Origin of the sequence: Rhizobium sp. N731 (genome assembly GCF_001664145.1) — a bacterium.
Classification (GTDB): Bacteria; Pseudomonadota; Alphaproteobacteria; order Rhizobiales; family Rhizobiaceae; genus Rhizobium; species Rhizobium esperanzae.
In genome coordinates, this window is sequence record NZ_CP013601.1 from 3095809 (window position 1) to 3116341 (window position 20533).

General features: G+C 61.4%; 21 protein-coding genes. 13 read left to right on the forward strand and 8 right to left on the reverse strand.

The features are described from left to right. Window positions 1–87: 87 nt before the first annotated feature. Window positions 88–705 carry a DUF1236 domain-containing protein gene (locus AMK02_RS15235; RefSeq protein WP_064804045.1) on the reverse strand — a complete coding sequence of 206 codons (618 nt, stop codon included), beginning with the start codon at window positions 703–705 and terminating at the stop codon, window positions 88–90. Between the two features lie 288 nt (window positions 706–993). On the opposite strand from AMK02_RS15235, the gene AMK02_RS15240 reads away from it, so the two are divergent. Further along, on the forward strand, window positions 994–1647 hold the full coding sequence (locus AMK02_RS15240) for an MBL fold metallo-hydrolase (RefSeq protein WP_064804047.1): 654 nt from the start codon (window positions 994–996) through the stop codon (window positions 1645–1647). A 51-nt stretch (window positions 1648–1698) separates the two neighbouring features. On the opposite strand, the gene AMK02_RS15245 is transcribed toward AMK02_RS15240, so the two are convergent. The 4 genes from AMK02_RS15245 to AMK02_RS15260 form a co-directional block, all read right to left on the reverse strand. Then, a complete protein-coding gene (locus tag AMK02_RS15245) occupies window positions 1699–2040 on the reverse strand; it encodes a tRNA-binding protein (protein ID WP_064804049.1) in 342 nt (113 codons plus the stop codon). An 11-nt stretch (window positions 2041–2051) separates the two neighbouring features. Beyond that, on the reverse strand, window positions 2052–2879 hold the full coding sequence (gene proC, locus AMK02_RS15250; protein WP_064804051.1) for a pyrroline-5-carboxylate reductase: 828 nt from the start codon (window positions 2877–2879) through the stop codon (window positions 2052–2054). 1 nt (window position 2880) lies between these two features. Then, window positions 2881–3381: a YbjN domain-containing protein gene (locus AMK02_RS15255; RefSeq protein WP_064804053.1), complete on the reverse strand. Its 501-nt coding sequence runs from the start codon at window positions 3379–3381 to the stop codon at window positions 2881–2883. Window positions 3382–3769: 388 nt separating this feature from the next. Next, on the reverse strand, window positions 3770–4030 hold the full coding sequence (locus AMK02_RS15260) for an accessory factor UbiK family protein (protein WP_011426257.1): 261 nt from the start codon (window positions 4028–4030) through the stop codon (window positions 3770–3772). Between the two features lie 204 nt (window positions 4031–4234). Here AMK02_RS15260 and lgt point away from each other — a divergent pair, with 204 nt between their 5' ends. The 6 genes from lgt (at window position 4235) to AMK02_RS15290 (ending at window position 10225) form a co-directional block, all read left to right on the forward strand. After that, window positions 4235–5083: a prolipoprotein diacylglyceryl transferase gene (lgt, locus tag AMK02_RS15265; protein ID WP_064804055.1), complete on the forward strand. Its 849-nt coding sequence runs from the start codon at window positions 4235–4237 to the stop codon at window positions 5081–5083. Window positions 5084–5101: 18 nt separating this feature from the next. Continuing rightward, window positions 5102–6202, forward strand: coding sequence for a class I SAM-dependent methyltransferase (locus tag AMK02_RS15270; protein ID WP_064804057.1), 1101 nt, complete (start codon window positions 5102–5104; stop codon window positions 6200–6202). Window positions 6203–6311: 109 nt separating this feature from the next. Further along, a complete protein-coding gene (pgeF, locus tag AMK02_RS15275; RefSeq protein WP_064804059.1) occupies window positions 6312–7106 on the forward strand; it encodes a peptidoglycan editing factor PgeF in 795 nt (264 codons plus the stop codon). Window positions 7107–7111: 5 nt separating this feature from the next. Further along, window positions 7112–8263, forward strand: coding sequence for a M24 family metallopeptidase (locus AMK02_RS15280; RefSeq protein WP_064804061.1), 1152 nt, complete (start codon window positions 7112–7114; stop codon window positions 8261–8263). A gap of 102 nt (window positions 8264–8365) precedes the next feature. Next, window positions 8366–9187, forward strand: a complete 822-nt coding sequence (locus AMK02_RS15285; RefSeq protein ID WP_064804063.1) for a hypothetical protein — start codon at window positions 8366–8368, stop codon at window positions 9185–9187. A gap of 105 nt (window positions 9188–9292) precedes the next feature. After that, window positions 9293–10225, forward strand: coding sequence for a ribose-phosphate pyrophosphokinase (locus tag AMK02_RS15290; RefSeq protein WP_011426263.1), 933 nt, complete (start codon window positions 9293–9295; stop codon window positions 10223–10225). A 213-nt stretch (window positions 10226–10438) separates the two neighbouring features. On the opposite strand, the gene AMK02_RS15295 is transcribed toward AMK02_RS15290, so the two are convergent. Further along, window positions 10439–11983, reverse strand: a complete 1545-nt coding sequence (locus AMK02_RS15295) for a hypothetical protein (protein ID WP_064804065.1) — start codon at window positions 11981–11983, stop codon at window positions 10439–10441. Window positions 11984–12385: 402 nt separating this feature from the next. On the opposite strand from AMK02_RS15295, the gene AMK02_RS15300 reads away from it, so the two are divergent. The 5 genes from AMK02_RS15300 (at window position 12386) to AMK02_RS15320 (ending at window position 17596) form a co-directional block, all read left to right on the forward strand. Then, entirely contained in the window at window positions 12386–13000 is a 615-nt protein-coding gene (locus tag AMK02_RS15300; RefSeq protein WP_064804067.1) for a 50S ribosomal protein L25/general stress protein Ctc, read from the forward strand. 226 nt (window positions 13001–13226) lie between these two features. Next, window positions 13227–15578, forward strand: a complete 2352-nt coding sequence (locus tag AMK02_RS15305) for a putative bifunctional diguanylate cyclase/phosphodiesterase (RefSeq protein WP_064804069.1) — start codon at window positions 13227–13229, stop codon at window positions 15576–15578. 24 nt (window positions 15579–15602) lie between these two features. After that, entirely contained in the window at window positions 15603–16316 is a 714-nt protein-coding gene (locus AMK02_RS15310) for a substrate-binding periplasmic protein (RefSeq protein ID WP_064804071.1), read from the forward strand. A 90-nt stretch (window positions 16317–16406) separates the two neighbouring features. After that, window positions 16407–17138: an aminoacyl-tRNA hydrolase gene (pth, locus tag AMK02_RS15315; RefSeq protein WP_064804073.1), complete on the forward strand. Its 732-nt coding sequence runs from the start codon at window positions 16407–16409 to the stop codon at window positions 17136–17138. Then, a complete protein-coding gene (locus AMK02_RS15320; RefSeq protein ID WP_064804075.1) occupies window positions 17135–17596 on the forward strand; it encodes a GNAT family N-acetyltransferase in 462 nt (153 codons plus the stop codon). Before pth ends, AMK02_RS15320 begins: the two co-directional genes overlap by 4 nt. Window positions 17597–17605: 9 nt before the next feature. On the opposite strand, the gene clpS is transcribed toward AMK02_RS15320, so the two are convergent. Then, a complete protein-coding gene (gene clpS, locus AMK02_RS15325; RefSeq protein WP_064804078.1) occupies window positions 17606–17917 on the reverse strand; it encodes an ATP-dependent Clp protease adapter ClpS in 312 nt (103 codons plus the stop codon). A gap of 325 nt (window positions 17918–18242) precedes the next feature. Here clpS and ychF point away from each other — a divergent pair, with 325 nt between their 5' ends. Beyond that, window positions 18243–19346 carry a redox-regulated ATPase YchF gene (ychF, locus tag AMK02_RS15330; protein ID WP_064804079.1) on the forward strand — a complete coding sequence of 368 codons (1104 nt, stop codon included), beginning with the start codon at window positions 18243–18245 and terminating at the stop codon, window positions 19344–19346. Between the two features lie 16 nt (window positions 19347–19362). Here the strand turns inward: ychF and AMK02_RS15335 are convergent, their stop codons facing one another. Further along, window positions 19363–20436 carry a hypothetical protein gene (locus AMK02_RS15335; protein WP_064804081.1) on the reverse strand — a complete coding sequence of 358 codons (1074 nt, stop codon included), beginning with the start codon at window positions 20434–20436 and terminating at the stop codon, window positions 19363–19365. Window positions 20437–20533 lie beyond the last annotated feature (97 nt).

The window sequence follows — 20533 nt, forward strand, 5'->3', positions numbered from 1 at the left end:
ATCAACCCATGCGGGATTAAGGCGGAAGGGGGAAATTGCCCGACGAGGCGGCCTGCCAACCGCCTCGTTTCGTATTTGCCGATGATCTTACTGATAGACGTAGACGATCCGGCGCGTCCCTGGATCGACCAGAACGGGTCGGTCGTTGATCCTTGTGTAGCGATATTCATAATCCGGAATCGTCTGGAAAGTCACGTCGGCAGGCACTTCCGCGCCGACGACCACATCGCCGCCAAGCCGCACCGTCTCGGTCGGATTTGTCTCGATATAGGTCCGCACCGTCTCCGGCGGAGTGATCGTTTCCACGGCTCCGACCGGACCGATCAATTCATCGCCCGGCGCCGGTTGCGGGTCGGCCGGGACAACGCTGGCGGTCGACTCGTAGGTCACGACGGGAACGCCGATCTCGGCGCGATGCTGCTCGACGATCACCTGGCTGCCGCCGTAATCCATCTGCAGATAATCGGCATAGACCCAGCCGCGCATGCCGTTGACGTCGACGCGGCACCAGCGGCTGCCTTCGATGCAGCCGTCGAGCACCGCGGTCGAACCGCGGGTGGCAAGCCCGACTGCCGGATATTGCGGGCCCGGACCTGCGCGGACGTTGAGATCGTTGACCGTGGTCGCCACCATCTCCGCCTGCGCCAGACCGCCGCTCGCCAGGAGCACGGCTCCAACCAACAGGATGTTTCTCTTCAAGGTCATGTGAGCGTCTCCTTGGTTTCGATGGCCGGACAACGCGCGGCGTTCCACGATGTTCCGACACGCCCCGCCCCGGCAAAACGCCCCCTGCAGATACGCCTCAACAAGCGATTGAAAAACCAAATAAAATTGGATTTCCTCGATGCACCGAACGGCGGAAGAGACCTATAAACTTGTGTTGCAGTCGGTCTTGCTGCCGTGAAACACGCGTCAAAAGCAGAAGATTTCGGCTGTCCTCGCCGCCGTTTCGGACTATACCCTCAGCACCCGAGACACCCAAGCGAGGCACTTATGGGCATGCTCCAGGCCGGCATCATTCCGGTGACACCCTTTCAGCAGAACTGCACGGTCTTCTTCGATCCCGATACCCAGGAAGGCGTCGTCGTCGATCCGGGCGGCGACGTGCCGCTCATCCTTCAGGCGATTGAGAAAAGCGGCCTGACCATCAAGGAAATCTGGCTGACGCACGGTCATCTCGACCATGCCGGCGGCGCCAAAGAGTTAAAGGAAGCCCTCGGCGTCGACATAGTCGGCCCGCATCAGGACGACCTGCCGCTGCTGCAGCGCATCGAAGCCCAGGCGGCGAAATACGGCATATCAGGATTGCGCAATGTTCTGCCGGACCGCTGGCTGAAGAACGGCGACAAGGTCTCCTTCGGCGCCCACGAATTCGAGGTCTATCACACGCCCGGCCATGCCCCCGGCCACGTGATCTATTTCAACCGCGCGCAGAATTTCGCCCATCTCGGCGACGTGCTCTTCAACGACTCGATCGGCCGCACCGATCTGCCGGGCGGCAATCATCAGCAGCTGTTGGATTCGATCCGCGACAAGGTCCTGCCGCTTGGCGACGACGTCGGCTTCATCTGCGGCCACGGGCCCGGCAGCCGCATTGGCGACGAACGGCGAAGCAACCCGTTTCTGCAGGAAATCAAGCCTCGTTGAGCATCCGATGCAGACACCTCAGGCACCCGGCAAGATGATGTGAGCTCAGGCTCACATCATCTTCCTGCCGTTCGGCACCGGCTGTTCGACCGCGGCAAGCACGATCGCGCCGTTCTCGTCCTCGAATCCCAGCGTCAGCACTTCCGAACGGAACGGACCGATCTGCCGCGGCGGGAAATTGACGACGCCGAGCACCTGCCGGCCGATCAGGGTTTCCGGCCTATAATGCACGGTGATCTGCGCCGAGGATTTCTTGATACCGATCTCAGGGCCAAAATCGATAAGCAGCTTGAAAGCCGGCTTGCGCGCCTCCGGAAAAGGGCTCACTTCAATGATCGTACCGACACGGATGTCGACACGCTCAAAATCGGCGTAGCTGATCTCTTCCGCCACGTGGTTCTTCCTCAGCCGGCCAGTTCTTCGGCCCGCTTGCGCGCCGCCGCAAGGGCTGCGTCGAACAGGGGCTGCATGCCGTTCTCCGCCATCAGCACGGCGAGCGCCGCCGCCGTCGTGCCGCCGGGAGACGTTACATTCTGCCGCAGCCGCGAAGCATCGTCGGGGGACTGGTGCAAGAGTTCACCAGCCCCCGCGACCGTTTCCCGCGCAAGACGCATGGCGAGGTCCGCCTGCAGGCCGAGCTTTCGACCTGCCTCCGCCATACATTCGACGAGATAGAATACATAAGCCGGGCCACTACCGGAAAGCGCCGTCACGGCATCGATATCGGCCTCCGCAGGCACCCATTCGACCGGGCCGGAGACGCTGAGAAGGGCATGGACGCGTTTGCGCTGCGGATCGCTGACTGCTGAATTGGCAAAGGCCCCGGTCACACCGCGGCCGACCATAGCCGGCGTGTTCGGCATGGCTCGCACCATGGCGGCTTTGCCGAGATGTCTTTCGAGAAAACCGAGCGTCTTGCCGGCTGCGACCGAGACGACGACCGTCGCCGGTCCGACGGCGCTCTTCACCGCCGGCAACACCGTCTCCATCACCTGCGGCTTGACCGCGAGGAACAAGACGCTCGCCTTCAATTCCGCAGGGACCGCAGTCAGATGCGTCGCACCGGCTTCCTTGATCGTCGCCAGCATCGCAGATGAGGGGCCGGGATCCACAACGATGACGGCCGAACCCGGAACGCCGCTCTTCAGCCAGCCGGAGAGCATGGCTCCGCCCATGTTTCCGGCGCCGATCAGCACGACGGGATTTGCCGAGGAGAAAGCCTTTGCCGGCATCTTATGCCTCGCCCACCGTTTCGAACAGCACGGCTTCCATCGCCTTCGCCGCGTCCATGCCGGACCAGACAACGAACTGGAATGCCTGGAAATATGCTTCGCATGTGTCGAGCGCGCTGGAAAGCAGCACCTCCACCTGGCGATTGGTCGGCTCCGCGCCGCCTGCAAGCAGCAGCGACTGCCTGAAGATGACGACATCTTCCTGACGCCAGAGGTCGAAATGACCCATCAGCACCTGCCCGTTGATCGCCGAGAGCAGCTTGACCACCTCGTTGACCCTGATGTCGGGGACTTTGATATCGAAAGCGCAACCAAGATGCAGCGCCTCGAATTCCTCCATCCAGGAAAAGGAAACATGATAGTCCGCCCAGCGCCCCTCGACCGTCATCGCGATCTCGTCCTCGCCGGATCGCTCGAACGACCAATCGTTGTTGGAGGCCACGTACTCGATCATATCGACCGGGTTCGACTGACGCTCGACTTCGAATTCCATCAGGTTCATGCAGCACCTTCTTGACCGGAACGAATGCGGCTTAGCTTGGGATACGAACACAAGAAAGACACACGCAAAACCGGAAACCACCATCGGATGATCGTTGAACCGCTGCCAGACTTAACGCAGATAACCTGCCCGGAGCTTACCAAGTCGCTTCGAATCATCATTTAAAATCAGTGTATAATGACCCTTGCCACCTGCCAGCCCCCAGAAGGGAAAATAGGGCAGACCTGCTGTGGAAAGCTCTTCGAAACTCAATTCAGAAGGGAGATTAAACGACTCTGCGTATTGGCTTTTTTGGCAGTGTCCACAGGTGGAAAACTCACCTGGAATTTTTTGTGACAGATGCGGCGTGTGGCATGACGGCAACGCCGCATCTGTGCCCTATGGGGATTTAGTGTGCCTCGCCGGCGAGCTTGGCCTCCAACGCCGCGATACGGGCGGCCAGCGCCTCGTTTTCATCACGCGCCTTGATCGCCATCTCGCGCACGGCCTCGAATTCCTCGCGCTTGACGACGTCCATGCTGTTTAACCAACGCTCGGCCTGGGCGTTGAAAGCCGTCTCGATCTCCTTGCGGACACCCTGGGCGGCACCTGCCGCGTCGGTCATCAGCTTGGCGAACTCGTCCATGATGCGGTTCGTTCCGGTCGTCATGGCGTTTTTCTCCCTTCGTATAAGGTGAATTCAGCCCTTCAGGGCCTCGAAGATTGAGGTAGGGCTTCGCTACCCGCGATGCAAGCGCTTTGCACGGGATAGCCTTATCCTGAAGCGGGCAGCAGAGGAGCGATCGCGAACAATGCACTTGACCGTCCGGGATCGCGGCGGCATGTTCCGCCGACCTCAACGGATGGGAAAACCTTGCCGACAGCAGCCAATCTCCTTGCCATCATGCCTTTCCCGGACATCGATCCGATCGCTTTTTCGATCGGTCCGTTGGCGATTCACTGGTACGGCCTGGCATACGTCGCCGGCATCCTGCTCGGCTGGGCCTATGCGCGCCGCCTCGCCGCCAACGACAGTCTCTGGCCGGGCAATACATCGCCGATGACGAAGACGCAGCTCGACGATTTCATCGTCTGGGCCGCCCTCGGGGTCGTGCTCGGCGGCCGCCTCGGCTATATCTTCTTCTATGACCTCTCCGCTGTCCTGCGCGATCCCATTCGCGCAGTCGAAATCTGGAACGGCGGCATGTCTTTCCACGGCGGCCTGACCGGCACGACGATTGCCATGATCATCTTTGCCCGCCGCAATGCCATTCCGATCTGGAGTCTGTTCGATATCGTCGCCGCCGTCGTTCCCTTCGGTCTGTTCTTCGGCCGCATCGCCAATTTCATCAACGGCGAGCTCTGGGGCCGGCTGACCGACGTCCCCTGGGCCGTGGTTTTCCCGACCGGCGGTCCCTTCGCCCGCCATCCGAGCCAGCTCTACGAGGCCGGCCTCGAGGGCATCGTTCTGCTCCTGGTGCTTGCCGCCCTCGTCTACGGCATGCGTGCGCTGAAAAGCCCTGGATTCATCACGGGCGTCTTCGTCTGCGGTTATGCACTGTCGCGCATCTTCGTCGAGTTCTTCCGCGAGCCGGACGCCCAGCTCGGTTACCTCCTCGGCACCAATTGGCTGACCATGGGCATGATCCTCTCCTCTCCGATGATCCTGCTCGGCCTCTGGGCGATCCTGCGGGCCCGCCGCCAGGCTGCGCCGCAGCTCTAAACCGGCAGGACGCGCGACATGACCACCGCTCTAGGCGAAAAGATCAAGGCGATTATACAGGCCAACGGCCCGATCAGCGTCACCGACTATTTCTCGCTCTGCCTCGCCGATCCCGAGCACGGCTATTACCGCACCCGCGAACCGTTCGGCCGTTCGGGTGATTTTGTCACCGCGCCCGAAGTCAGCCAGATCTTCGGCGAGATGATCGGCGTCTTCCTCGTCCATGCCTGGCAGCGCCACGGCACGCCGGCAGATGTGCGCCTGGTCGAGATCGGCCCCGGCCGCGGCACGATGATGGCGGATATGCTGCGTGTCATCGCCCGCATCGCCCCGCCGCTCTTTGACACGATGAGCCTGCATCTCGTCGAAACCAGCGAGCGCCTGCGCGACGTCCAGAGCCAGACACTCGCAGCTTATGGCGAGCGGATCGCGTGGCACGACGGCTTCGATGAGGTCCCGCCCGGCTTCACGCTGATTGCCGCCAACGAATTGTTTGACGCGATTCCGATCCGGCAGTTCGTGCGCACGCAAACGGGCTTCCGCGAGCGCATGGTCGGGCTTGACGCCGATGGTGAGTTGACCTTCGCCGCAGGTGTCGCGGGCCTCGATCCTGCCCTACTGCCGGAGCCGGTGCAGAACCTGCCGCTCGGCACGCTCTTCGAGATCTCGCCCGCCCGCCAGGCCGTGATGATGGCGATCTGCGAGCGGCTGCGCGCCTTCGGCGGCACGGCGTTGGTCATCGACTACGGGCATCTCGTCACCGGCTTCGGCGATACGCTGCAGGCGGTGCGCATGCATGAATTCGACCCGCCGCTCGCCCATCCCGGCGAAGCCGACCTGACGAGCCATGTCGATTTCCAGCAGCTCGCCGAGACGGCGCTGACATCAGGCCTCCATCTGAACGGCGCCCTGCACCAGGGCGACTTTCTGACCGGCCTCGGCATTCTCGAACGCGCCGCCGCTCTCGGGCGTGACCGCGAACCGCAGACCCAGCAGGTCATCCAGTCGGCGGTCGACAGGCTTGCCGGCGCCGGTGAGGGTCGGATGGGCGAACTCTTCAAGGTCATGGCGGTCTCCCATCCTGCCGTCGATCTCATGCCCTTTCGTCCGGTGGATTGACAGGGCGCACGCGGCTGAGCCAACATCCGCGCGAAACAGGAACTTGAAGCGCGCCGCGATGCGCTGCGCTCGGGACAAAACAAACCCCTCGAAAAACCCGGAATTACAGATGCAGGACGCGGCCTCTCCCGCACCGATCCAAAGCGCGCTGCTGAACGAAGCGACGGGCGCCGCCATCCGCCACGGTTATTTCACCCGGGCGGGCGGCGTCTCCGAAGGGATCTATCGCGGTCTCAATGTCGGCCTCGGCTCCAACGACGAACGCGGGAACGTCGTGGAAAACCGCCGCCGCGTCGCCGCCTGGTTCGATCTGCCGCTCGAGCGGCTGGCAACTGTCCATCAGGTGCATTCGCCCGACGTCGTGACGATTGGCGCCGATTACGACGGCGCCCGCCCCGACGCGGACGCAATGGTGACGGCAGTTCCCGGCATTGCCCTTGGCGTGCTGGCCGCCGATTGCGGTCCGGTCCTCTTTGCCGACCCCGAAAATCGCGTCATCGGCGCCGCCCATGCCGGCTGGAAGGGCGCGCTGACCGGTGTTCTCGAAAACACCATTGCGGCCATGGAAGCCCTGGGGGCAGACCGTGCCAGCATGCTGGCCTGCCTCGGCCCCTCGATCAGTCAGGCGAGTTACGAGGTCGGGCCGGAATTCGTCGATCGCTTCGTCGCCGAAAATCCTGACTACGAACGCTTTTTCAAGCCGTCCGCAACGCCGGGCCGGGCCATGTTCGACCTGCCGGCACTGACCATCGACAGGCTGACGCGGGCTGGCGTGCAGGCCGAAAGCCTCGGGATCTGCACCTATCCGGATAACGAGCGCTTCTTTTCCTATCGCAGGACGACACATCGCAACGAGCCGGACTACGGCCGTCAGATATCGGCGATATCAATCAGGGAGACTTGAGCAGAATGGCACTGCACTTCGAAAAGGCCGAGTACACAAGCCGGCTTGCGCGCCTCACCGAAAAGATGAAGGAAGAAAAGCTCGACGCCCTGCTGCTCTTCGCCCAGGAAAGCATGTACTGGCTGACCGGCTATGACACCTTCGGCTACTGCTTTTTCCAGACGCTGATCGTCAAGAGCGACGGCACCATGGCGCTGATCACCCGCTCGGCGGATCTTCGCCAGGCCAAACACACATCGATCCTCGACGACGTCCACATCTGGGTCGACAGGGTCAATGCCGATCCGACGCTCGACCTGAAGAACCTGCTGGTCGAGATGGATCTGCTCGGCGCACGCATCGGCGTCGAATATGATACGCACGGCATGACCGGCCGCGTCGCCCGCCTGCTCGACGCGCAGTTGACCACTTTCGGCCAGATCGTCGACGCTTCCTATCTCGTCAGCCGTCTCCGTCTCGTCAAGAGCCCGACGGAGGTCGCCTATGTCGAGCGCGCTGCCGCTCTCGCCGACGACGCGCTCGACGCCGCAATCCGGCTGACGAAACCGGGCGCCGACGAGGCCGATATCCTCGCCGCCATGCAGGGTGCGGTCTTTTCCGGCGGCGGCGATTATCCCGCCAACGAGTTCATCATCGGCTCCGCTGCCGACGCCCTGCTCTGCCGCTACAAGGCCGGCCGCCGCAAGCTCGACGCCAACGACCAGCTGACGCTCGAATGGGCCGGCGCCTACGCGCATTATCATGCCGCCATGATGCGCACGATCGTTATCGGCGAGCCGATGCAGCGCCATCGCGAGCTCTACAATGCCTGCCGCGAAACCATCGAGGCGATCGAGACCGTGCTGAAGCCCGGCCACACCTTCGGCGACGTCTTCGACATGCATGCCAGGATCATGGACGAGCGCGGCCTCGCCCGCCACCGGCTGAATGCCTGCGGCTATTCGCTCGGCGCCCGCTTCTCGCCCTCCTGGATGGAGCACCAGATGTTCCATGCCGGCAATCCGCAGCCGATCGAGCCGAACATGTCGCTCTTCGTGCATATGATCATTGCCGATTCCGATACCGGCACGGCAATGACGCTCGGCCAGACCTATCTGACGACGGCGGATGCGCCGCACACACTTTCCCGTCATTCGCTCGATTTCATCGGCCTTTGAACACCGGGACTGACCGGTGAGAATCCGGAATTGACAGAGGACCGTCCCCGCCCGCATAAATCCGGGCGGGCTGATGCGATTGTGGGAAGGACGGATCACGGGATGACGCGAGCTGCGACTGTGCCCACGCTCCTGTTCGTCATGGCTCTGCTGACCGCCTGCAACACCACCGACGCGCTGACGCCACAAGTCGGCATCGGCGAATCCTCCGGAGCTCCGCCGTCAAGCCCGGTGACGCAGGGCGAGGCAGAACGTCTGGCCGGCGCCCGCCAGCCGGTTTTTGCCGGGAGCACGCAGCCGAGTGGCTATCATCCGGCCTATGATCAGTCGCAAAGAACCTATCGACCCGGCAGCGGCGCGCCGCCGACGACGATGCAGGAGCAGGCAGACGCGCTGTCGAGGAACGGCTCCTCGCCCGCCGCCTCCGCCCCGATCGAGGGACAGGCGCTGCCGCCGGCTGCCGCCGGCGCCGGATCGCCAACACAGCCCGACCAGCGGCTTGACACGCAGCACCCGCAGCAGACCGCCGCCCTCACCCCCGGGACATCATCCGCGCGCGGCAATACCGTGCGCTTCCTGCCGATCATCGGGGCGCCGGTGCAAGCTGTGACTCCGCTCTCGCGCCAGCTCGGCGCCGAGGCGCGCGCCAACGGTCTTTCCATCAAGAGCTCGAACGATACGAGCAGCGATTACATCCTCAAAGGTTATCTCTCAGCCTTCAGTGACGACGGCAAGGTCACCGTGGTCTACGTCTGGGACGTTCTCGACAGCGGCGGCGCCCGGCTGCACCGCATCCAGGGGCAGGAAAGCGTGCCGACGGCCGCGGCCGACCCCTGGGCGGGTGTCCCGGCTTCGGTGATGCAGCAGATCGCCTCGAAAACCATCGCGGAATTCACCTCCTGGCGGCAAACTCAGGGCGGTTAGTCACAAACTTTTTGCAAATATGAAAGTCTGTGGCGCCTTTGCCCTTGCATTCACTGGGAAGCTGACTAAAAAGCGCGGCTATCAGCGCATAACAGGCGGACCAAAATGAAGGTTTTCGCAGGCAATTCGAACCGGCAACTCGCCGAAGCGATCTGCAACTATCTCAATGTTCCTTTGGGAAGAGCCAGTGTCCGAAGGTTTGCCGACCAGGAAATCTTCGTGGAAATCCAGGAAAACGTGCGCGGCGAGGACGTCTTCCTCGTGCAGCCCACTGCCTTTCCCGCCAACGACCACCTGATGGAGCTGCTGATCATGATCGACGCGATGCGTCGTTCGTCGGCACGCCGCATCACCGCCGTTCTTCCCTATTTCGGCTATGCCCGTCAGGACCGCCGCGCATCCGGCCGCACGCCGATCTCCGCCAAGCTGGTTGCCAACCTCATTACCGAAGCCGGCGCCGATCGCGTCATGACGCTCGATCTTCATGCCGGTCAGATCCAGGGCTTCTTCGATATACCCACAGACAACCTCTTCGCCCTGCCCGTGCTGACGCGCGACATCAAGAGCCATTATGACCTCAGCAACGTCATGGTTGTTTCGCCCGATGTCGGCGGCGTGGTGCGCGCCCGCGCGCTCGCCAAGCGGCTGGACTGTCTTCTGGCCATCGTCGACAAGCGTCGCGATCGGCCAGGTGAATCCGAAGTCATGAACATCATCGGCGACGTCACCGGCAAGGACTGCCTGCTGATCGACGACATCGTCGACTCCGGCGGCACCCTCTGCAATGCGGCCGACGCACTGCTCGCCCAGGGTGCCTCCAGCGTCACCGCCTATATCACGCACGGCGTTCTCTCGGGCGGCGCGGTCACCCGCGTCACCTCCTCGAAGCTGCGTGAACTCGTCATCACGGATTCGATCCAGCCGACAACGGCGGTGCTTTCAGCGCACAATATCCGCGTCGTGACGACGGCCCCCCTGATCGGCGAAGCCATCAGCCGCACGAGCCAGGAAGAGTCCGTCTCCAGCCTCTTCGATTAACCAGCCTCTTCGACTAAAAAGTCTCCTCCGTCGTGCTCGGCCTTGTGCCGAGCATCTGACCGTTGGCGGAAAAGCGCTTATTCTCAAATACTTAATCGGCCGCAGATCCTGGGAACAAGGTCGAGGATGACGCCAAAGCTTTTGCAGTGATTTGTCAGCAGCCTGAAGGCCGGCACAAGGCCGGCCTCTTTCATTTCTGCCAATCGAGAACGTTCAAGGCTGCTGAGGCTGCGCAGGTAGTGCATCCTGACCTTGATCCGGTTCCTGCTCCTGGTCCGGCTCCAGCCCCTGATCCTGATCCGGACCATCCGGTCCCTTGATCTGCTGGCCGTTGACCGCCACGGAACCATCTCGACTGATGCTGACGTCCCAGCGCGAACGGCCATCCGGATCGGTCTTGGCAAAGCCCTTCACCATCATGATTCCGAAGGAGACCTGGTTGAGATCGGGATCCGTCTTGGCAAGCTCCTGAACCGCCGCGATCGTCTTGTCGAGATCGCGGGCAAGGATCGTCGCCTCCATCGAATAATCCTTCTCCGTATCGACGCGCCCTTCGATCTTGCCGGTTATATCGACGTCATAGACCTGCGATTTGGCACTGATCTTCGGAAACTCGACGGCAAGCCGGCCATCGCGGAAGAGCTTCTTCGCCATCTCCTCGCCGGTCTTCTCGGACGCCGAATCTTTGAAATCCACCGCCATGAGGGCGTCGCCGAAGCTTGCGAAATCCAGATTCGGAAGCGCGAGCTGGAAATCGAAGCTGGTCGGCATGAAGGCCGAATAGTTTGCCGGCATTAGCGGCGTGTCGAGGCTGATCTCCTGCGCATCCATGCCGAAGCCGAAACGCATGGCGTCACTCGGCCCCTCGATGGCGAGGTTGTAGCCGAATGCCTTGGCGCCGCCCTTGCCCATCTCGCTGCTGACGGTCAGGTCGTTGACCCCGATCGTCTCGCTGAACAAAGTCAGAAGCGGGAAGGCTTCCTTCACTATTCCCTTTATCTTGTCGCTGTTTTCCGGACTCAATTCCTTCTCATCGAGATGGTCGAGCACGAAGAAGACCATCTCGCGAATATGCTTGGCCGGCAGGCCGTTCACCTTGGCCTCGACATCGATCGAGCCGGCACGAAGTTCGATGGGCGGCATTTGCAGGCCGGAAACCTGCTCGACGAAATCAGACATCGAACCGCTGCCGGCAAAATCGATCCGTCCATTGCCGCCTGCGCTGTCGGTCGAACTCAGCTTCTGGTCCATGCTGGCGATGCTGGCATGGACCTCCTCGGTTTCGGACTTGCTGGCCATCTTGATGTCTTTGGCCGCGAAGGTGCCGGAGCGCAGATAGCTGATCGCCGGGTCGAAGACGCCGGAATAAACAAGCGACGCGATGGAATAGGTGAAATCCGTCGGCTTCTGGTCTGGGCCCTTGAAATGGCCGGAGACATTGAGTTTGTTGTCGCCTTCGACGTTCCAGAGCCCACTGTCGAGCGGCGTGGCGAACATCGAAAACGGTGTGAGTCCTGTGATCGTAAACGTCGCCGGATCGGCCTTGGTAAGCAGCTTCGCCAGATCGTAGACGACCTCATAGCGCGTGCCGGCCGGATTGACGGTGATGAGGCCGCTTTTTGCCAAATCCTGCGGAAGCAGCTTCGTCAGGGTCTCCTTGACCGCGTTGGCGCCCTCCTGGTTGATCTCCGCGCCCTCGGCCCCGGTGAAAAGGCAAAGGGCAAGCATACTCGTTGCCGTGACAAGTTTGAGACGCATAGTCTGGTTTTCTCCTCAGCCGCTTTTTGATTGCGGCCATCCAAAGATGCGAAGCGCACCGATGTCAAGCCAAGTAGCGATGAGCACTGGCAATTTTGCCTTTGACCAGGTGCATTTCGCGAGTGATTTCAACAAGGTTCTCGCCCTGGGATGGGTGCGGATGCAATCTGGGCGAGCTCGCTGTTCTCGATGATGAAGCGGCCCGGCGAAAGCCCCTCCATCGCCGAAAAACCGGTGCAATCGGCAACTTGCGTTTCCGAGCGACTTATACTATAGGCCACCGGTCCGCGTAGACACCCTTGGAGGCAACGCGGATGAGGATGGGAAAACCCGCCTCCGGTTCGACGGGACAAGGCTTTTGCCTGCCGCCGAACTCTCCAAATAACCTCGAAAGGAAAAGCCATGAGCCAGGAAACTTACGAGCTCAAGGCCGAGGCGCGCGAACGGGTTGGTAAGGGGTCCGCCCGTGAACTTCGCCGCAACGGTTTGATTCCCGCTGTCATCTATGGTGACAAGCAGGCCCCCATTGCCATCGCTATCAACACCAATGAGGTGACGAAGCGCATTCACGCCGGTGGCTTCATGACCACCGTAGCGACCATCGAAGTCGACGGCAAGAAGTACAAGGTTCTGCCGAAGGACTATCAGCTCGATCCGGTTCGCGACTTCACGCTGCATGTCGATTTCCTGCGCGTCTCCGGCAACACCCAGGTGACCGTCGAAATCCCGGTTCACTTCATCAATGAAGCGAAGTCTCCGGGCCTCAAGGTCGGCGGCGTCCTGAACATCGTCCGCCACGAAGTTGAAGTTCACTGCCCGGCCGATTCGATCCCGGAATTCTTCAACATTGACCTCAGCGGCAAGAAGATCGGCGACAGCATCCATATTTCGGAAGTCACCCTTCCGAAGGGCGTCAGCCCGGTCATCGACCGCGACTTCACGATCGCGACCATCGTCGCTCCGGCTGGCGGCGTCGACGAGAGCGGCGCGGAAGCTGAAGGCGAAGCCGAAGCCTGATCGCTTCGACCAATTGAAAGCATATGGCCCGCCTTACCGGTGAACTGGCTCCCGAAAGTCCAACTTTCGAGAGCCGAGTCACGGGGAAGGCGGGCTTTTCATAGCCCGCCAAGCCTCCGTTTCAGCAACATTTAACATATTCGTGAAAGCATGCCCCGTCAGCTGCGAAGAAGCCGGCCCGAACGCGCGACAGCAAATATGCCGGCCTGGGGGAGTAGACGGAACCATGAACAATTCCGTTGAGAACAGGTTTTTTGGGATTGTTTGCGGAGCGCTGCTTGTTTTTGTCGCTCCGCTTTTTGTTCTCTTCCTCTTTCTTTCCTCGGAACGCGCCGATAAAGAAATACGCGACCATATCTCTGTTCTTCTTGTCGCCAACGCTCAGGCGCTGGCAAAACCGCTCTGGGACCTCGATGAGGAAAGCGTCACTCAGATCAGCGCGACGGTCGTTTCCCAAGGCGCCATCGTCAAGGTCGAGGTGCGTGATCAGTCGGGCCAACTCGACGTCAGCCAATCCACTATTCCGCGTTCCTTTGACGGCAAGCTCGTGCAGGTGTCGCGTGCCATCATCTACAACACCGTCGACGGTCCGAGGAACCTCGGCAGCATCAGCGTCTACTATCCCGCCCTCGGCCTGTTTTCCGGCCTGAAGCAGGAAGAGGTCGTCTTCATTTCGATCTTCATCTTTGCGGTTTTGACCGTTTTCGGCACCGCGCTGATCGGCAACCGCTTCTTCGTCATCCAGCCGCTGATGCGGCTGACGGCGGCGATCGAGGCGACCCGTCAGCTCGGCTCCCGCCATCACGTCGATTGGCAGTCGAACGACGAGATGGGACGGCTTGCCCGCAGCTTCAACGAGATGCAAACCAAGCTCGAAAGCGAGGAGAAGGAGCTGAAGCTCGCCCATCGCCGCGCCACCGATATCTACAATCTGACGCCCGCCATGCTCTTCTCGCTCGATGAGGAAGACCGCATCACCGCCGTCAGCGACTACTGGCTGCTTGCCACCGGTTATAGTCGCGCCGCCGTCATCGGCCGCAACTTCGCCAATCTGGTCACCTCATCCACCCGCGACAAGTTCGTCAGGCGTCGCCAGGCCGAAAGCGGCATGGCGGTGACCGTCAAGTTCGTCTGCCTGGACGGCCGCACCATGGACGTCCTCATCATGGAATCGGAAGCCGGCGCCGGCGCTCACGATCGCCTGTCGCTGTCGGTCATGACGGATGTGACCGAGCTCAAGGCTTCCGAGGACCGCAACCATCGTCAGGCCATCACCGACCACCTCACCGGGCTTCTCAACCGCCAGGGTTTTGAAGTCGTGCTCGATAACAAGATCGCTGCCGCGGACGCCGCCGGCCAGGAACTCGCCTGCCTCTTCGTCGATCTCGACCGCTTCAAGTGGATCAACGACAATATGGGCCATGCCGCCGGCGACATGGCGCTGATCGAGCTCGTCGAGCGCCTGAAAACCCGTCTTGCTCCCTCCGACGAAGCGGCCCGTCTCGGCGGCGATGAGTTCGCCATTCTGCTGCCGGCGAAGGACGCCGAAAAGCGCGCCAAGGCGATGTGCGAGCAGATCGCCTCCATCTTCGAAACGCCATTTGCCCCGGACATGCATCTGAGCGCGTCCATTGGCATCGCCATCTACCCGCATCACGCCGCGACCGCGGCCGAGCTGCTGCAGAAATCCGACATGGCGATGTATGCCAAGAAACGCGACGGCAAGAACGGCGCGCAGCTCTTCGACAAAGCCATGCTCGACCGCGCCCGCAGTCGCGCCGAGATCGAGGCCAACATCGAAGCCGGCCTCGCCGAGAACTGGTTCGAAGCCTTCCTGCAGCCGATCGTCAATCTGAACGGCCGCGGCATTGCCGGTTTCGAGGCGCTGATGCGCCTTAACCATCCGCACAAAGGTCTGATGCCGCCGGCCGAAATTGTCAGCGTCGCTGAGGAGACGGGCAAGATCGTCCGCGTCGGCAACGTCATCATGGAAAAGGCGATTTCCAACCTCGCGAAAATCTCTCGGATATCGGGGATGCAGGATACCTACCTCGCCATCAACTTCTCGCCGCTGCAGTTCGAACCGGCGCTGCCGGCCCGTCTCGCCGCAATCGTCGGTCGCCACGGCATCCGCCCCGAGCACATCGTCGTCGAGATCACGGAAGCCGTGCTGATGCACGACAACCCGCAGATTCGCATGATCGTCACCGAGCTTCGCCGCTTCGGCTGCCGCATCGCGCTCGACGATTTCGGCACCGGCTACTCGTCGCTCAGCTACCTCAACCGTTTCCCTGTCGATATCATCAAGATCGACCAGTCCTTCACCCGCGCGATCAACGACGGCGACGACGAGGTGCGCCAGAAGAGCCGCATGCTGATCGAAGGCATCACCACCCTGTCCCACAAGATGAACTGCACCGTCATCGCCGAGGGCATCGAGACGGAAGAGGAATGCCGCACGCTTCACCAGATGGGTCTGGACTACGGCCAGGGCTATCTCTTCCATCGTCCGCAGCACGCAGCCGCACTCATCGAGGAACTGATGGCCCCGCAGTCGGCCGTCGCGCGCGCCTCGTAAACGAAGAACGAAGGAGACGACACCATGAAAAAGCTCCTGCTTCTCGCATGCCTGGCACTGCCCTGCGCGGCTCACGCACAGACGGTTGCCTTCACGACCGAGGATTACGCCCCCTTCAACTATCGCGAAGGCAAAGAGATCAAGGGCGCGACGGTCGAGCAGGTCGAAAAGGTGATGGCCGCGATCGGCGTCGACTACACGATCGAAGTCATGCCTTGGGCGCGTGCTTTCAGCCTTGCCCGCACTGCGCCGATGACATGTGTTTTCGCCACCGCCCACAACAGCGCGCGCGATCCATTGTTCAAATGGGTCGAGCCGCTGCTCATCGACCGAAACATCCTGATCACCCGTAAGGGTTCCGGCATCACCGCCAGCAATCTCGAAGAGGCAAAAAAATATACGATCGGCACCCAGCGCGAGGACTACACCGAGACGATCCTGAAGGAGAAGGGTTTCACCAAGCTGGACGTCGCCAGTGACTTCAACGCCACGCTGCGCAAGCTGCTCAGCGGTCGCATCGACATGATGCCGATCTCCGAACTCTATTTCGAAAAGCTGAAGGCCGATCAGCAGGTGGAGATCGTAACCGTGCTCTCCTCTCAGCCCATGGGCATCGCCTGCGAGAAGAGCTTTCCCGACGATCTGCACGCCAAGATGCAGGCTGCCCTCGACAAGCTGATCGCCGATGGCGACCAGAAGCAGATCTTCCTGAAATATGGCATGAACCTCTCGGAATGATGCTGCCGCCGGGCTCGCCGTTTCCGCTTGACTTTACTGTCGTTTCCGGATGGTGAACGTCGGGAAACGCATAAGCGAGGATGACAGGCCATGCTGATCATTGCAGGTCTCGGCAATCCCGGCAGCAAATACGCCGGTAACCGTCACAACATCGGCTTCATGGCTGTTGACGCCATTCATCGGCGCCACAGCTTTTCCCCCTGGTCAAAGAAGTTCAAGGCCGAGATCGCCGAGGGCGAACTCGGCGGCGAAAAGGTGCTGCTGATCAAACCGCAGACCTACATGAACCTTTCCGGCGAAGCCGTCGGCGAGGCGATGCGTTTTTACAAGCTCCAGCCCGCCGACCTTGTCGCGATCTATGACGAGCTCGACCTTTCCGCGGGCAAGGCGCGGCTGAAGACCGGCGGCGGCCATGGCGGCCATAACGGCATTAGATCGTTGGACGCCCATTGCGGCAAGGAATACCGGCGACTGCGCCTCGGCATCGGCCATCCCGGCGTCAAGGAAATGGTGCAGAACCATGTGCTCGGCGACTTCGCCAAGGCCGACAAGGTATGGCTGGAGCCGCTTCTCGATACGCTGGCCGAAAATGCCGATATGCTGGTGCGAAACGAGGATTCACAGCTGATGAACAAGATCGCGCTGGCGCTCGGCGGCAAGGCGGACGAGGAAAAGCCGCGGAAGGAAAGCAGGGAGAGCGAGAAGAAGCCGGCCGGCCAGTCGCATATCCGCCAGGCCCGCAACAACAGCCAGCCAAAGCTGCCGGCCACCGGCCCGATGGCCGACATGCTGAAGAAGATGTTCGGCAACAAGGGGGAATGACGGCGGTGCCAGACCAGGATTTTACCATCCGCAGTGCCGTTCCCGATGATCTCGAGGGGCTGACCGTCCTCTACCGGCATCTGAATCCGACCGATCCCATTCTCGACGGGACCATGGCCAAGGAGCGCTTTTCCGCCATTCTCGCTCAGCCGGGCATGACCGTATTCATCGGCTTTGCCGGCGCTCACGCCGCCGCCACCGTCACGCTGATCATCGTGCCGAACTTGACGCGCGGCGGCGCCTATTATGCACTGATCGAAAACGTCGTCACCCACGCCGGGCACCGCCGGCGCGGCTACGCCAACGCCGTCATCGGCCATGCGGTGAATGAGGCCTGGAAGGCCGGCTGCTATAAGGTGATGTTGCTCACCGGCTCGAAGAACCCGGCGACGCTGCGCTTCTACGAAAATTGCGGCTTCCTGCAGGACAAGACCGGCTATCAGATCCGCCGGCTGTGAGCTGAAGGGCTATTCCTCTGGCTCGGTGGTGAACATCAGCGGGAAACCCATCTCCTTGGCAAGGTCGATACCCTCCTTGGCCTTGGTCTCGGCAATGTCCTTGGCGCAGACCACGACCACGCAGGAGCCGAGCTTGTGCGCCGTCATCATCACCCGATAGCCGGTCTCCTCGCTCATGCGGAAGACGACCTTCAGGATCACGATGACGAAGTCCCGCGGCGTGTAATCGTCGTTGACGAGAATGACCTTGTAGAGCTTCGGCTTGTCCAGCTTCGGCCTGACCTTGGTCTTCGGTTTCAGGGCAACGTCATTGTCACTCATCGGAAAATCCACCCGTTGATGACATGGTCAGGGTTCTTCAGAACAACTAATCATTGTCGATGACGAATTTTCGACGGTGCGCCGTGGCTGCCCCACCTTGAAGCAGGAAATTCGCCGAGTTGAAGCCGGATGTCATTGCGGCCGGCAACAGCGATCGTGCAGTTGACGAAATCCGCAATGCATCGAAACCGCGATCGCCCTCGAAAATAGGCCGGCGCCGTTCCTTGGGCAAGTGAGCAACGTTAAAAGCTCGCTAAGACTTGACCATATTGCTCCTTTATCCCATAGGCACCAGCAAGAAATTCAAGAACAGCAGGTTTTAGCCATGGGCTTCAAATGCGGCATCGTCGGTCTGCCAAACGTCGGCAAATCGACCCTCTTCAACGCACTCACCAAGACGGCGGCGGCACAAGCGGCCAATTATCCCTTTTGCACCATCGAGCCGAATACCGGCGAAGTCGCCGTACCCGATCCGCGCATGCGCAAGCTTGCCGACATCGCCAAGTCGAAGGAACTGATCCCGACCCGCATCTCCTTCGTCGACATCGCCGGCCTGGTGCGCGGCGCCTCAAAAGGTGAGGGTCTCGGCAACCAGTTCCTCGCCAATATCCGCGAAGTCGACGCCATCGTGCATGTGCTGCGCTGCTTCGAAGACAGCGACATCACCCATGTCGAGGGCCGCATCAATCCGGTCGCCGATGCCGAGACGATCGAGACCGAGCTGATGCTCGCCGATCTCGAAAGCCTGGAGCGCCGCACCGAGCAGACGCGCAAGCGCGCCACCGGCAAGGACAAGGAGTCGATGGCGATGCTACCGATCATGGAAGCCTCGCTGACGCTGCTCAACGAGGGCAAGCCGGTGCGCACGCTGCTGTCGAAGCTCGATGCCGAGGAGATCGCCATCCTCAAGGGCCTCAACCTCCTCACCTCGCATCCGGTGCTCTATGTCTGCAACGTCGCCGAAGCCGATGCCTCAACCGGCAACGAATTCACCGCCGCCGTCGCCGCCACGGCGAAGGAGCAGGGTGCCGAAACCGTCATCATCTCGGCGGCGATCGAAGCTGAGGTCGCCCAGCTTGCCGAAGAGGAAGCCAAGGAATTCCTCTCTGCCCTAGGCCTTGACGAGGCGGGCCTCGACCGGCTGATCCGCGCCGGCTATAAGCTGCTCGACCTCATCACCTATTTCACTGTCGGCCCGAAGGAAACGCGCGCCTGGACGATCGAGCGCGGCACCAAGGCGCCGCAGGCCGCCGGCGTCATCCACTCGGATTTCGAACGCGGCTTCATCCGCGCCAACACCATCGCCTACGACGATTACATCAAGTACAACGGCGAAGTTGGCGCCAAGGATGCCGGCAAGGCGCGCGACGAAGGCAAGGAATACGTCGTCCAGGACGGCGACGTCATCCACTTCCGTTTCAACACCTGATCAAATCGCTGCCGCCTTAACCGGGCGGCAGCCTGTTTGCGATTGCCGGCGGTAGTGCCCTGAGCACTAGCCGCCGAAGCGGCATCCAGCCTGTTCCGATAATGAGCACGATCGCGCCGACGACGATCAGCGTCGTGAAGATGTAGGTGTCGACAGTCGCATTTCCCTTCCGAACCACGCTGAAGATCGCAACGCCGAGGGACAGCAGCCCCGACGTGACGAAGGCGCGACGATCGATGACGAGGCCGATCAGCATCAACGCCGCCACGGTCGCGACGACCACAGGAGTCCGGGCCGACATGTTCGCCAGGTCGAAGATATGGCCGGCTTCCCCGAACGACAGCAGGGAGACGGTGCTGTAGAGCAGCGCCGGCGCCGCACCGAGATGCAGCCAGAAAGCGATATCCGAACGCGTCGTCCGCCGCAGCCGGTCGCCGAGATCGAAATAAAGCGCCGTCGCGAACAGGCCGAGCGCACAGACGAAAGCGACCGCGGCCAGCACGCCAAGATGATCGACGAAAAACGCGGGATTGCCGCTTAGCCATTGCACCAGGCGTAAAAGCAGCGTGAGCACCAAGGCAAGCGTCGACATGATAGTGAGCGCCAGCGACAAGGGCACGCGATAGCGGGCATAATAGACGCAGAGCAGAATCGGAAAGCCGGCGACGAACTGCGTCAGATCCGCACCGATTTCGGAGGTCCACGGCGTGAAGACGCGGGACATCAGCAAAAATGTCCAGCAGAACAGCGCGACCGTCAGGCTGACAGCCGGCAAGGCGAGCCGCTGGCGGCGCACCAGGATTTCCGAAAGCACGATGATAGCGACCGGCACGGCGTAAAGCGGCGCCAGGCCCCAGAGGCCGACGAGCGCGACGATAACACCGATGGTGATCAGCACGTCGTGAAAGCCGCGCACGAAGCGCGGCGTCTCGGTGTCCGACCAGGCCCGCTCGTCGGCTGCGACTGCCTTCTGCGTCTTAACAACAGACACGCCACGCTCGGTCAGAAACGGCAGAAGCCGCCCGCCCGCTTCCGACGAAATCAGCCCCTGGCGCGCCGCCTCGTCAAGTATCGACCTCAGTTCCGTCATACCGGTTTGTCTCCCGGGAATCATTGAGCCCGCGCGGATGCTATTGTAAGCACTAGAGCATGATGCCGAAAAGTGTAAGCGGTTTTCTGACGGCATC